The sequence below is a fragment of the Lysinibacillus sp. NPDC094403 genome (genome assembly GCF_050278745.1).
Classification (GTDB): domain Bacteria; phylum Bacillota; class Bacilli; order Bacillales_A; family Planococcaceae; genus Lysinibacillus.
Genome location: NZ_JBNNTL010000002.1, coordinates 204,862 through 216,675, shown reverse-complemented (window position 1 = coordinate 216,675; position 11,814 = coordinate 204,862). Strand labels below are relative to the sequence as shown.

The 11,814-nt window shown below is 33.4% G+C and carries 16 protein-coding genes; 2 read left to right on the top strand and 14 right to left on the bottom strand.

Annotated elements, in window-relative coordinates:
- The first annotated feature begins 35 nt into the window (after positions 1 to 35).
- Both ACQKMV_RS05345 and ACQKMV_RS05340 read left to right on the top strand, forming a co-directional pair.
- Positions 36 to 287 carry a hypothetical protein gene (locus ACQKMV_RS05345; RefSeq protein WP_427502739.1) on the top strand — a complete coding sequence of 84 codons (252 nt, stop codon included), beginning with the start codon at positions 36 to 38 and terminating at the stop codon, positions 285 to 287.
- A 311-nt stretch (positions 288 to 598) separates the two neighbouring features.
- Complete coding sequence (locus tag ACQKMV_RS05340; RefSeq protein WP_427502738.1) at positions 599 to 1,864, top strand: hypothetical protein; 1,266 nt, start codon at positions 599 to 601, stop codon at positions 1,862 to 1,864.
- Positions 1,865 to 2,064: 200 nt separating this feature from the next.
- On the opposite strand, the gene ACQKMV_RS05335 is transcribed toward ACQKMV_RS05340, so the two are convergent.
- The 14 genes from ACQKMV_RS05335 to ACQKMV_RS05270 all read right to left on the bottom strand — a co-directional run bounded on the left by ACQKMV_RS05335 (position 2,065) and on the right by ACQKMV_RS05270 (position 11,811).
- Complete coding sequence (locus ACQKMV_RS05335) at positions 2,065 to 2,727, bottom strand: EcsC family protein (RefSeq protein WP_427502736.1); 663 nt, start codon at positions 2,725 to 2,727, stop codon at positions 2,065 to 2,067.
- A gap of 329 nt (positions 2,728 to 3,056) precedes the next feature.
- Positions 3,057 to 3,791 (bottom strand): lysozyme, encoded by a 735-nt coding sequence (locus ACQKMV_RS05330; protein ID WP_427502735.1) that lies wholly within the window; start codon positions 3,789 to 3,791, stop codon positions 3,057 to 3,059.
- Positions 3,788 to 4,210: a phage holin family protein gene (locus ACQKMV_RS05325; RefSeq protein ID WP_427502734.1), complete on the bottom strand. Its 423-nt coding sequence runs from the start codon at positions 4,208 to 4,210 to the stop codon at positions 3,788 to 3,790. Before ACQKMV_RS05325 ends, ACQKMV_RS05330 begins: the two co-directional genes overlap by 4 nt.
- Before the next feature lie 62 nt (positions 4,211 to 4,272).
- Entirely contained in the window at positions 4,273 to 4,578 is a 306-nt protein-coding gene (locus ACQKMV_RS05320) for a hypothetical protein (protein ID WP_427502733.1), read from the bottom strand.
- A gap of 171 nt (positions 4,579 to 4,749) precedes the next feature.
- Positions 4,750 to 4,947: a hypothetical protein gene (locus ACQKMV_RS05315; RefSeq protein WP_427502732.1), complete on the bottom strand. Its 198-nt coding sequence runs from the start codon at positions 4,945 to 4,947 to the stop codon at positions 4,750 to 4,752.
- Between the two features lie 405 nt (positions 4,948 to 5,352).
- The gene (locus tag ACQKMV_RS05310) at positions 5,353 to 5,838 is read right to left on the bottom strand and encodes a hypothetical protein (protein WP_427502731.1); all 486 of its coding nucleotides are present in this window, start codon (positions 5,836 to 5,838) and stop codon (positions 5,353 to 5,355) included.
- A 254-nt stretch (positions 5,839 to 6,092) separates the two neighbouring features.
- A complete protein-coding gene (locus ACQKMV_RS05305; RefSeq protein WP_427502730.1) occupies positions 6,093 to 6,398 on the bottom strand; it encodes a hypothetical protein in 306 nt (101 codons plus the stop codon).
- A 21-nt stretch (positions 6,399 to 6,419) separates the two neighbouring features.
- Positions 6,420 to 7,613 carry a phage tail protein gene (locus ACQKMV_RS05300; RefSeq protein ID WP_427502729.1) on the bottom strand — a complete coding sequence of 398 codons (1,194 nt, stop codon included), beginning with the start codon at positions 7,611 to 7,613 and terminating at the stop codon, positions 6,420 to 6,422.
- Positions 7,614 to 7,615: 2 nt separating this feature from the next.
- Positions 7,616 to 8,245, bottom strand: a complete 630-nt coding sequence (locus tag ACQKMV_RS05295) for a putative phage tail protein (RefSeq protein WP_427502728.1) — start codon at positions 8,243 to 8,245, stop codon at positions 7,616 to 7,618.
- The gene (locus ACQKMV_RS05290; protein WP_427502727.1) at positions 8,229 to 9,338 is read right to left on the bottom strand and encodes a baseplate J/gp47 family protein; all 1,110 of its coding nucleotides are present in this window, start codon (positions 9,336 to 9,338) and stop codon (positions 8,229 to 8,231) included. The genes ACQKMV_RS05295 and ACQKMV_RS05290 overlap by 17 nt, the downstream gene beginning before the upstream one ends.
- Positions 9,316 to 9,780, bottom strand: a complete 465-nt coding sequence (locus ACQKMV_RS05285) for a DUF2634 domain-containing protein (RefSeq protein WP_427502726.1) — start codon at positions 9,778 to 9,780, stop codon at positions 9,316 to 9,318. Before ACQKMV_RS05285 ends, ACQKMV_RS05290 begins: the two co-directional genes overlap by 23 nt.
- Before the next feature lie 14 nt (positions 9,781 to 9,794).
- Entirely contained in the window at positions 9,795 to 10,133 is a 339-nt protein-coding gene (locus tag ACQKMV_RS05280) for a hypothetical protein (protein ID WP_427502725.1), read from the bottom strand.
- Positions 10,130 to 11,161: an XkdQ/YqbQ family protein gene (locus ACQKMV_RS05275; RefSeq protein ID WP_427502724.1), complete on the bottom strand. Its 1,032-nt coding sequence runs from the start codon at positions 11,159 to 11,161 to the stop codon at positions 10,130 to 10,132. Before ACQKMV_RS05275 ends, ACQKMV_RS05280 begins: the two co-directional genes overlap by 4 nt.
- Complete coding sequence (locus ACQKMV_RS05270) at positions 11,158 to 11,811, bottom strand: LysM peptidoglycan-binding domain-containing protein (protein ID WP_427502723.1); 654 nt, start codon at positions 11,809 to 11,811, stop codon at positions 11,158 to 11,160. Before ACQKMV_RS05270 ends, ACQKMV_RS05275 begins: the two co-directional genes overlap by 4 nt.
- Positions 11,812 to 11,814: the final 3 nt, after the last annotated feature.

Here is an 11,814-nt window from a genome sequence, read left to right as displayed (position 1 = left end):
GAAAGAAGAAATAATACTCGAGAGGTGAATATAATATGTTTTTCGGTTTATTTAAGCCACGTACTTATCATGAAATTTTAGTTATCACAACAAATGGTCAAGAATATCTTGCTACTATCCCAGGAAAAGATCCTAAACATGCAGAAGGTAAATTCCATTATATTAAAGTAAATTCAAAGGAAATTAGAGTCAGACATATTAATAATCCTAATGCACTTGTTCATATTGCCGTTGACCAAATTGTATCGTATCAATGGTACAAAGACACAGAGGTAAGTGCTTATTAATTTTTTTAAAATTAAATAAGATTTTATTAGAGTTTCATTTCGTCTTTAGGGACAAAGTCTTTTTGGGAAGGATAAATCGGTAGCAACTCTTTTCCTTATACAAAAAACGGAGATAAATCACCTTTAGTTATTAAATGTGACAAGAAGAATCTCGGGAAGCTTTCTCTATTAATTGTTGCTGAAGAGGAAGAAGTTTCACAAACAACTGTAGTACAGAAATAATCATTTGTTTAAATATTTATAAAGATTGTTAGAAATATTATTTTAAATGAAAATGAAAAAAATACTTAAAGGTGGCATAATTTTTAAAAATGAATAAGAATCTTATAATAAAGAGGTTATATGATTTATTAGAAAATAATTACCCTACAGGTTTTTTTTCGCCTATCTTTTCCTTAGATGAAAATTCTAAAGAAAAAATAAATGATATTATCAACGGTATTGAATCGATAAATACTAATAAGCTTATATTAAATTATATTAAGGAAGAGTCAAATATTGTTGAAGTTGCTCTCCCTTATAGTAATAGAATCATATTACAAGATGACGGAGAATCATTAAATCTATTTGATGATGAAAATGAAATTAACTATACTGTAGGGATTTCAAGTGATTTCTATGTTGTATGGTTGTTCATAGAATTATTTAAAAGATATGATAATTCATCAAAAGTTATCAGTACCTTACAAAATAGGGTCCGAACATATAAATATAAAAGAAATCTTGTTACTGGAAATTCAAATATTACTATTGATTGTTTAGATTTAATGAAATCCATTATAAATTTACAAACTATAAAAATATCCAGTTCAAATGTGTTAATGGATACCTCTAAATTAACTATAATGTTAGATTCGTTTGCATATACATATATGTGTAATAAAGGTCGAGAAACTAAAGTATATAGTATTGAAGAAATTGTTGGAATTAACAGTTCGAGAAAGGAAAGAAAAACTAGAGAATTCGAAGCGCCTAAACGAATATATAACAGTGAATTAATAGAATACTATAATCTGGCAATTTCATCCGATGATCCATTTATTTCCTTTATTTCATATTACCATATACTAGAGTATTTTTATGATGAAATTTTTAAAGAATTCCAAATTGATAATTTTAAAAAATCTATAACATCTCCCACTTTTAGTACAAAAGACAATAATCAAATGTACAAAATAATAAAAAAAATAATTAAAGATGGTAAGGAAATTAAAGAAAATGGGAGTGGTAATGAACAAAAATCACTTAATTTTGTATTGAATAAATTTATTAATGATATTGAAGATTTTAAAAATAAACTAAGTGAAACTGAAATTGAATATTATAGCGAAAAAAAAGTACCGTTTTCAGCAGGTGATATAATTGATTTCAATAGCAAAGATACATTTATAAAAAATATATCTAATAGAATTTATAAGACTCGAAATGCACTCATTCACAGAAAAAGCGGAGAACAATATAAAGATCTGACTTATAATCCATATATGCATAAAACTGAACTCAGAAAGGAAATTAGTTTAATTAAAACTATTGCAGAAATGGTTATTGAAAATAGCTCTTCATATATTGATTTTTAAGCATCTATTTATTATTAATCATCTATATAAGAATACTTAATTGCATAAAACACAGAAATATTAGCTATTTCAATAAAGCTAATAAAAATTGATATTTTCCTTCATTAACAGATAACTAATCATAGTTGTCTGTTTATTTATATACAAAAAAGCACCTGCTTAACAGGTACTTATTAAATAATAAACAAATTTAAGTAGTTTTATTGAATTCCTACAATCATGCCATCGCCATTATTGTATCCATCTTCTCTAAATGTCTCTTTAGCTAATTTTCCAATCACGTATGTAGAAGTTGCATCAAATGTACCGCCTATAACTCCACCAATTAAAGGAACTGCTTTCCCCAAATTTAAAACTCCCTTTTGTCCAAATTTAGTAATTAATCTAAACCCAACAGCTTTGTTAATTGCTTTAAGAATTTCACTTGGTATTCTCTTAATTTGCGCCTGACCAACTTTAACTCCTATTTTTATAGCACCTTGTTTAACAATCTCAGCAACACTCCGACCAGTTAAACAAGAATAAACAAATGTCTGAACCTGGTCATCTTTCAGATCATAACCCCTCATGTGCGCAATAGATGCAATCATTCTAATTTGTACGTATAAAACAGAAGCAAGATTAGTTGGTACGGCAACTGGTAAAGTATTTATTCCTCCTAGTCCTGTTACAAAACCACTTGTTGCACATTTTGCTTGTTGCCATTTTATTAAACTATCAATGGCATCCTCTAAGGAACTAGACTTTCTCATATAACTATCTGCCATTTCATAAGCTGATAGAGTTTTTGGTAAACCATTAATAGCACTATTATAAGCCCAATCTAGTATTTGAAAAACTTTACCCTCAGACAACTCATCCATTTAATCACCCTTTAAATTTTTTAATAATAATACCACAATTTACCGATTCTCTATACACTGTAATTAAGAATCTTGAATCACTTGAAGTCCATGAAGAAATATTTGATGGAAGAATATATGAAGAATCACAAAATAAAATCTCTTTTTATTCTATCCCTTACCCCTTTTGGGAGAAGATTTAGAAATGGTAAAAAAATATTTTCAGGAAAAGCATGGAATACAGGAATTTTATTATCTTGACATAGACAGCGATGAAGGTTATGTAAAATTTTAATCATGAATTAAAAAATGACCAAGACGGCAATTAAGCTATCTTGATCTTAGACTTTTTATCTAGTTGTACCACGAATTGTAGCATAACTTAATTTACCTGCTAAAATAGTACTTTCTGCAATTTGTTTAGCTTCAGGCAAGGTGCTACTCCATCCACTAATAAAACGCCATCCATTTTTATTTGAATTTGTCTTTACCGGCTCTGCATAGGACAAATATCCTTGTTGCACAGCTGCATTCATTGCAGCAACCATTGCTTCACGGCTACTATAATTCCCACTCTGGATACGGAACTTCTGTGGATTTTTATCGATCTCCACATACTGAATTTTATTACTTACATCAACAGCTGGCTTTTTAAATAAAGCAACTTCTTCTTTTCGGCGATTGACAAGTCCTTGAAGTCGCTTACCACCAGAGTTGCAATAAAGTAGCATCTCGTTTCCTGCTTTATCCCATTTACGAGCATTTAAATATTTTAATAGTGCGCTATTTTTTAGGATATGGCGACCAAGATTATATTGGAATGAAGCAAGCGCATCATATTGATTCTGATTTAGTGGTACTTTAACATATTGTTCAATTGTATTGGCATGCTCCTGTACTTGTTTTCGTAGCAGTCCCCATGCTTCATCTTTTTTGATTGTCTGTCCTTTTTTTACTGCCTTTCCATTTGGCCATCTTGTCGTACCATAGCCAATTGTCCAAACATTAGCTGGACAAAGATAAGCGTTAGTGTAATATCCTTCCCATTTTGCGATTAGTTTAAGAGCAGCGTTTGAAATTTTCATTTCATATTACCTCCTGTTTTGTTATTAAAAATTTCTTTTAATTTCTCAATAAAAAAACTCAAAGGCGTTGGCATTGCTAAACCAAGCTTCTTTGAGTTTTCTTCTAATGAAATTAGTTCCAATATAATGAAATAGAGTGTTACAAAATTCGGTAATACTTCCCCTGCGTCAAAACCAAGCTCAAAAAGTATTAAATAAATTAGATTAGATACTCCAACCCACATCCACATGATACCTTTTTTAATGCCACCTCTAAATGCTTTATTTGACGAACGTTTGCGCCAGTTAGCTATTAGGCCGGTTGCATAATCAAGTACATTAAAAACGATCAGAGTAGTTAATAAAATAGACCATCCACCTAAAAAATAGGTGACAAAACTAGTTACCCATAAAATAACTAACCGTTCAATTTGCTCCATTACAACACTTCCTTTTTATGCGTAATAAAAGCCCTCCACATTTAATTGCGGAAGGCTTGATATTAAAACATTTTATTTAATTCAATTACAAATTCCTGATAAGCTTCAATGTTCCCACTTAAGCGAGATTCTTTTTTAGTAAGCTCTACTACTTCACTCACAACCATATCAATATTTGCCTTTACTATTTCTGTTTTTGCCCCATGAGTAACATGTTTTTGTAACTCATTTAACAACGATACTCGTTCTTTACATTTTTCCAAATCTGATTGCACCTGCAATAATTCTTGCTCCCATTCATCAATAAATTCTAGGTACACTTTGATTTCTGCATTGATGGTTTCTAAGCTAAATTTTACTTCTTGCATAGTCATCATCTCCTTTTGTCTACAAACATTCGACAAAAGGATAGGGTTTCCTTTCATTTCAGGCAATAACTATAACTAAAAACATATCTAGAATCAGTGACATGTACTGTCACTTATCTCTATTACTCTCATAGCGCAAAATAAGTGCACCCTCGCTTGAGAGTGCGTTGCTTAATTTCTGAAATACCAACCTTTTCGTTCTTCGATCTGTTTTTGTATTGCCCCTATTTTCCTTTGCATCCCAGCTGCAATATAAGGAGAAATTTTCTCCATTTCCTCTCGATCAGAAATTACTTTAGCTAAATTATCAAAAAATCCTTTTTCTTCCTCTGAATATGTCAATCCGTTACGTTCCGTGCTAAAAGACATGTGATCATCTCCTTTCATCAAATAAAATTCGACAAAAAGAAAGGATTTCCTCTTAATTTAGACAATAAAAATAGCGCTAAGCTTCTGCTTGCGTACTGAACAAAATGGAGCTTTTAATAAGTTAACGGTTTTTATTGAGTAAACATAATTTTTAAAGTATGTCGTGTTTTTACATAAGCAGTAGATTAAAACCTACCTATCTGCAATTAGTAGTAAAAATATTAATTGGAGGCGTAAGTTATAGAATATTTAATTACATTTATTTTATCGTTAACAGCAAACTTCTTTTTCGCGTTAATAATAAAAATTTATAATAAGAAGAAAAAGTAGCGATTAGCGCTACTTTTTCTGGTAAAACCTATACTGGTTAACAAGTAATCTTTGATCTTGCACAATATGAAACATTTAAATCGTATTGAATTTGTATACATCTATCAAATGTTTATCGGTTAAGAATTTTTTGAGAGTTATATTGTTTCTAGGGTCTTTGATTATTTCTTGATACTCAGAATTACTTCTAATCTCTTCACCGGTTATCGAATAAATAAATAACTCATCTGTGTCTAAAGAAAAACGCATCCAATATAATAAGTCAAATTCTTCAGTACTAATAGTTGTAGAACTAGATTTCGAAGTTGTAGCTTTAATTTCTATATTATTCCCATGTTCATCTACTGCATCAAACGCTTTTTTATTAGTATCCTTAGTATTATCTTTAACTTCATATTTCTTTAAGTTGTATAATTGTCTACAAAGCTGTTCTGTAAATCGACTCGGAAGACTAATCCCAGCACCAAAATCATACTCTAAAATTAAGTTATACAACTCTTTACTTTTCCAATAGAGTTTACAGAATTTTTCTTCTTTAATTAGTTTAATATTATTTGACATTTTTTAAACCTCCCATCAATGTGTCATTTTAGATGGTAGTAAACAATCTTGCAACATAAATTCCTATAAACAACAATTTTCTATCCGCCTGTAAGTACGGCAATTTCTCGTTCAGAGATTTCTAACTCTACATATTTCTTTAAATCGTCAGGCTTTACGCTGTCAATCGTCCTTTACTTCTCCCATTATTGATGTAGCGTAAGCTTTCGTTAATCGCTGTTGCACCAACGTTAATCCTTCTAAATGCGAGCCTGTCATTGAATAACCCCCATTTCCCTTAGCATTGTAATCATCTTTATTTCTAACTCTGCATCTGCGATTTCTGATGGAGTAGGTTTTAAGGATTCTAACAGTTGTTGAGATTCTCGCTCTGTTTTTTCTTCTTCAGTCTCGCCATTAATCCATTTAGTACCATTCCATTTTGGTTTATGAATGATGTCTAAAGGTATTGGGTCAGCGATTTCATCTTCTTTTAAATTTTGTGGGTCTGCCAAATCACTATCTATGATATACCCGTTTTCATCTATTTTAAATACATACACCACTTTATTTTCGAGCATAATATTTATCTCCTTTATAAATTATGTTCTTGATCTTGGTAACATATATGTGACAACAAAATATAAATCTAATTTAAGTGATAACTCTGAAATCGGATGTGATATGATAGAAAACGCTCCATCACCAGCAATATTTCCTTGTAGCATGATTTGGTTACTATTGGACGAATATCCAAATGCACTAAAACCTATCATGTCAGTAGTTCGTCTATATTGTGATGGAACAGATAAAATTTGCCTATAAGAAGATGTAGATGTCGGTCTTGCATATCCAGAAATTGTTATAATATCGCCAGACTTCTCAAGTCTAGCAAGACCAGTCCAACCACTTGACATATTAATATTAACTGGGGTGTCGTATTTTGGTTGACTTAAGTCTAACCAGTCAGACCAATACGGACTGCCATACCTTCTTCTAACAAAAACTGCACTACCCACGTTTCCTTGCATTGCAGTTTGGTAGGCTCCATATTTATCTTGATTATTAACCACTGAAGTTACCAACCACACCCTGTCACTTGATTCATTGTTAGGTAATCCAGTTGTATTTGTACTATAACAAGAAAAAGTTCCATTTTCGTTTAGCGCGTTTAAATCTCCTGAAAAAGACTTAGTTTCTGTAGAATCAGCACTAGCTATACCAGTAGAAGGGTCAACTGTGATTGTTTTACCATCTGGTTTAATATGTCCTAACTTTCCTGTGGTTGCAATCTGTGCCGAATGTTCAATAAGTACTTTTTGCACTTGGGCGACTTTTCCATCAACATAAGGACGAGAAGCAATAATAACGTTAGGATCTATTTTTAAAGTGACACTAGACGCATTATCTACTTCAATAATGGTTCTAATGGTTAAATCCATTATTGAACCGTCACCGACAACTGGTTTATATGTGTCTGGATAATTACCAATTGCAATTAAATCACCCTCTATGTCAAACAATCCAACCTCTCGGAGGGTGAACCCTCCAATATTCCCAGGTAAGATAGCATCCACAACTACCCAATTAGGATTGGAATTATCTACTGAAACACTAGTAATCGCTCCCCGCCATTTTTCATTTTTAAGAGTAGTTTCTTTACCAGTAGGTGCGTAACTAGCAGCATTTCCATCACCTACTGCAATTTGAGTAATAGCAACAGTACTTTGGGTAACCTGAGCATTTGCAACTTTTGCAAGGCCTATCGGTGTTAATAAAGTATAATATTGAGACATTATTAATCTCCTTTCGGATAGATTTCAATGCTTTGTGCACTTTGAGTTATTGCTCCAAATATCATTTTTGTTTGCATATTAGAGTTTTTTGGATAATATGGATAGATCGTCGTAGTTCCTCCACTTAAACAGGCGGTAGCGAGATATTCTTTAGCATTTGTATCTAATTGATAACTTGCCAACAAATGAGCGGGTTTAATTTCTTCAACGGCTTCAAACAACCCAGGACTAATCTTGCTATTTGATTGAGGCAAAACAATAATAAATCTGTACTCATTATCTACGTCTATTACTTTTGCATTCTTGTTTTCAACAAATGTATTAACAACCGTCTCCATCCTTTTAAGAGTTACGGTAAAGTATTTATTTAATTCGTAAATAACCCTCTGAATTCGTTCAACATGATTTTTCTGCACTATATCTTTAATCCCTAAAAATTCTTCCCAATAGATGAGACTCCAGGTAGCATTTTGAGGGAACAGCTCACTTGTTAGATTATTTGCAAATTCTGATATCGTCTCCATACTAAATCCGTTTGCTTCAAATATTGATAGTGAATACAAATCATTTGAGTATATAGGTGTAACATCTTTTAACATTATCTTTGTTGTTTCACTAAGTTGTAGGCTCATAATGTAATACCTCACTCACTGTTGCACGTTCACCTTCCAACAAAATAATATTCTTGATGTCATTTTCAATTAGTAAATTGCTATAATCCGCAACCCCTGCCGTTTTAATAATTCTTGCACCAACTTCTGTATATTTAATAATAGATTGATCTGCAAAATACTCATTAATATTCTTTCCGACTTCCGGAAGAACCTCAAAGAGCTCATAACCCTTTTCTAATACAAAAGTTGCTTTGATAGTTATTGATACGAGAGTAATAGTGTCAACCGTAACATGCGCTCCTATAGGCGCTTTCCCTTCTCCCATACCATCCACTGGATCAATATAGGCTTTCACTTCATCGATTAACTGATGAGTTGCGACTTGCCGATTACGGTCAGTTATCAATACTCGGACGGTTTTAGGACCTCGCCATAAGGGCTGCACAATCACATCTCCAACACCATCAATTTCTTTCGCCCAACGCAAATAATCACTTTTTGCCCCACTTAGTGGTTTGTTACGATGTCTTTCTAAAATGCGTGTTCGATAGCTCTCATCTTCTTCTACAGCAGCACCATCAGTAACCGGCTCAGCATTATACAACTTTTTAAGACCTTTGATTGGTTTTTCAATTCCGACAATTGTGTTTGGAGGCACGTTACCACTTAACCCCGCTTCTACAGCTTCAATAGGTAATTTTATCTCACCAGTGGAATCAATAATTCCACCTTTTTTAACCTGATAACGTACACTTTCCTCAAATTCATCACCAATGGTTAAGATAATTGTTTCTTTTGGAATCTCAAGACCAATATCTCCAACAAAAGTTTCTATGGTTGTCCCTTTTACAGCTTCTTTCCTTGTCACCCCAATAGGATAGCCATGATAATCTAAAAATGGTCCAACAGCAAATTGCGGAAACATAAGCATTAATGTGAGAGGAAGTGTATACTCTACAAGCTCACCCGCTATCATAGCTGTTGGTTTCGTATGGTCCCAATACATGTGACCTTCTGACGTATCAACACCTTGTGGCGCCATTTTAAGCATTTTTTCATGTATTTGAGATTCTGTGATTCGTAGATGTTCAGGCAGCTGAAACCCTAGCATTCAATTCCCCTCCTCGTTGTATCTCAATTCGATCAATGCCATAAATACTTTCCAACAAAAAATGAACCCAGCAGCTATCGCCTTCCCATTCAAACTTAAATGAGGAAACATTAACTGTGCGTTCATCAATCATTAGTGCATCTTTAATTGTCCGTTTCAATTCACTTTCCGCAATACCTCGAGGATAATTAGCTCGAACAATAGCATCAAATTCTATTCCAAAATCTGAACTGTAGCAAGCTCTCTCATACCGCTCCGTCAAGCAACATTTAATAGCCCAAAAGCGGTAAGCATCTACAGCTGTATCTTCCAATGTTTTTCCTGTACCGGTGATAATTAATTTACCTTCTTGATAATCATATCTATATGATCTGACATCATATAAGGTTTCAATATCCTCACCGAACATTAGAGCTGGCGCATCAAAAGTAGCATAGCCCATAGTGCTAAACCTCCTTACACATGTCCAATAACCACAAATGTATGACCATCTTCAATAGGTATACACAAAACACGATCATTGGGCTTCAAGATCAACTCAACTAGATATTCTAAATCTAAAGCATTACAAGATGATTCATGTAAAATCTCACCTGTTTGTGCAATTAATTTAACTTGTGGTTTATAAAGATAATAGTCACTATTTGGTATGCTTTTTGAAAAACCATCTAACATCAAATTGAGTTTACCATCTATAGTACCTAAAACAGGGAAGCGGATTTTTTCGTCTGACACACCTGTTGAAATTTTGGTCATTGCCTTTGCTAAAGCATTACCCCCTAAGTTTTTAGTCATTTATTACCCTCCAATATAAGTGTCATAATACCTTTTTCAACGTCTCGGCTCACACTTTCTACGATGCAATTAATACTTGTTTGCTTACCATCTTTCATACCGCCAATTGTTCCAGATGCGACCATAATAACATCACCCTTGCGAACCCAAGGTATGTCAGGATGATTTACACCACGTTCAATTTCTGGTTTCCCACGCTCTTTTAACAGTGTGTTTGCAGCTTTATCGGCCTCACCAGCATTTTTGAAGTTTGATTTATACAAGATTTCTTGCACTTTTCCAAACTCAGTTTTACCGGTTTTAGTTGCTGATACAGCTGGTCGTTTATCCTCACTCGAGTTACCATAAATTTTTACGACTGTGACCAAATTTTCGCTAGAATGCATATCATATCCACCATCTGCTGTTGTGTCTGTGATTTCATAAACGGTAGTATTAGATCCTTTTTTAATAGACTCCAACTTTCCTTTCGTTGAACGTACAACATAGTCACCATCACCTTTTTCTTTTGATTCTTCAAGGCGTTGTGCAATTGTATTTCCCACGTTTCCGTTATACATTTTTTTAGTCAGTGCAGCATTTGGTCCGTCGATTTGTCCTAGTGGTACCCCCATATCATTTGCAATTGTTTTAATCGATGTGCCTCCGCTAATACCATCTTTAAAGTAAAAATGTTCTTTTGACTGCATAATATTATAGTTTGGATCATAAGCAATGAATTCAATTGTGTGATTCTCAGCTATTGTTTTCCAATTATAAATAGAACCACGAAAAATTTCAGTGAAGCTTTTTCCGGCACTTTTAGCCTCTAAAACTAGCCTTTTCGCAAGATAGACGTGTTGATGAATCCATCCGTCAGCGCGCTTAATATTTTTCATTCGTACATTTACCTTTGCGGATAGCTCTCCGTCCAGTTCTTCGTGGTGGCATGATTCTATAAGATTTGTAATATCAATCGCCGCTCCAGTAGGTGGTAAAATCACAAGACGATATTCAACTTTTGTAAGATCAAATAACTTTTCTGTCACTTTAACCATTCCTTCGGTATTGTTAAGACCTCACCCGGATAGATTAAGTCTTTATTTTTACTTTTTAATTTATCTTTGTTTAGATTCCAAAGCTCAGGCCATTTGTTTCCGGATCCGGTTAACTTTCTTGCTATGGTCCAAAGACTGTCACCTTTAACCACAGTGTAAGTTTTCGGCATTGTTTTCGTTTCTTCACGCTTTTGCTGAGTTACATTTTGAGTATTTGTAATTTCTTTAACCTCAAAGTTACGATACTCGCTTATGGTTAATGAATATGGTAGGTTGCCACCTGCTTTTTCAAGAATAGGATCGAAATTACCAAAATACACAGGCAAGTTCCAATCGGTTTCACTTATTACAAGTCGGAGCTTCTTACCATAAGGACCGGCATCACTCCAATTCTTAAACTTTTCAACAATTTCATTAGGCTCTAAGTCAGAGGATCGTTTACCTAATGGGGTTGAGCTTTTTGGCAGTATCCCTGTCACTTCAAAGGTAATAGGTTGACGACCACGTGGTATTGTGACGCTGCCCATCACAATAGGCTCAAAGGACATTGTTTTTGTACCAATGGAGATTTTTATTTGAGACGGTGCAACAGGAAAGATAACAGAATCTTTTGTTTCTGGATCGATTAAAGCAAAATCCATAAC

Excerpts from the sequence above, each read along its gene's own strand:
- ACQKMV_RS05345 (WP_427502739.1), top strand. The coding sequence starts at position 36 with ATGTTTTTCGGTTTATTTAAGCCACGTACTTATCATGAAATTTTAGTT.
- ACQKMV_RS05340 (WP_427502738.1), top strand. The coding sequence starts at position 599 with ATGAATAAGAATCTTATAATAAAGAGGTTATATGATTTATTAGAAAAT.
- ACQKMV_RS05335 (WP_427502736.1), bottom strand. The coding sequence starts at position 2,727 with ATGGATGAGTTGTCTGAGGGTAAAGTTTTTCAAATACTAGATTGGGCT.
- ACQKMV_RS05330 (WP_427502735.1), bottom strand. The coding sequence starts at position 3,791 with ATGAAAATTTCAAACGCTGCTCTTAAACTAATCGCAAAATGGGAAGGA.
- ACQKMV_RS05325 (WP_427502734.1), bottom strand. The coding sequence starts at position 4,210 with ATGGAGCAAATTGAACGGTTAGTTATTTTATGGGTAACTAGTTTTGTC.
- ACQKMV_RS05320 (WP_427502733.1), bottom strand. The coding sequence starts at position 4,578 with ATGCAAGAAGTAAAATTTAGCTTAGAAACCATCAATGCAGAAATCAAA.
- ACQKMV_RS05315 (WP_427502732.1), bottom strand. The coding sequence starts at position 4,947 with ATGTCTTTTAGCACGGAACGTAACGGATTGACATATTCAGAGGAAGAA.
- ACQKMV_RS05310 (WP_427502731.1), bottom strand. The coding sequence starts at position 5,838 with ATGTCAAATAATATTAAACTAATTAAAGAAGAAAAATTCTGTAAACTC.
- ACQKMV_RS05305 (WP_427502730.1), bottom strand. The coding sequence starts at position 6,398 with ATGCTCGAAAATAAAGTGGTGTATGTATTTAAAATAGATGAAAACGGG.
- ACQKMV_RS05300 (WP_427502729.1), bottom strand. The coding sequence starts at position 7,613 with ATGTCTCAATATTATACTTTATTAACACCGATAGGCCTTGCAAAAGTT.
- ACQKMV_RS05295 (WP_427502728.1), bottom strand. The coding sequence starts at position 8,245 with ATGAGCCTACAACTTAGTGAAACAACAAAGATAATGTTAAAAGATGTT.
- ACQKMV_RS05290 (WP_427502727.1), bottom strand. The coding sequence starts at position 9,338 with ATGCTAGGGTTTCAGCTGCCTGAACATCTACGAATCACAGAATCTCAA.
- ACQKMV_RS05285 (WP_427502726.1), bottom strand. The coding sequence starts at position 9,780 with ATGGGCTATGCTACTTTTGATGCGCCAGCTCTAATGTTCGGTGAGGAT.
- ACQKMV_RS05280 (WP_427502725.1), bottom strand. The coding sequence starts at position 10,133 with ATGACTAAAAACTTAGGGGGTAATGCTTTAGCAAAGGCAATGACCAAA.
- ACQKMV_RS05270 (WP_427502723.1), bottom strand. The coding sequence starts at position 11,811 with ATGGATTTTGCTTTAATCGATCCAGAAACAAAAGATTCTGTTATCTTT.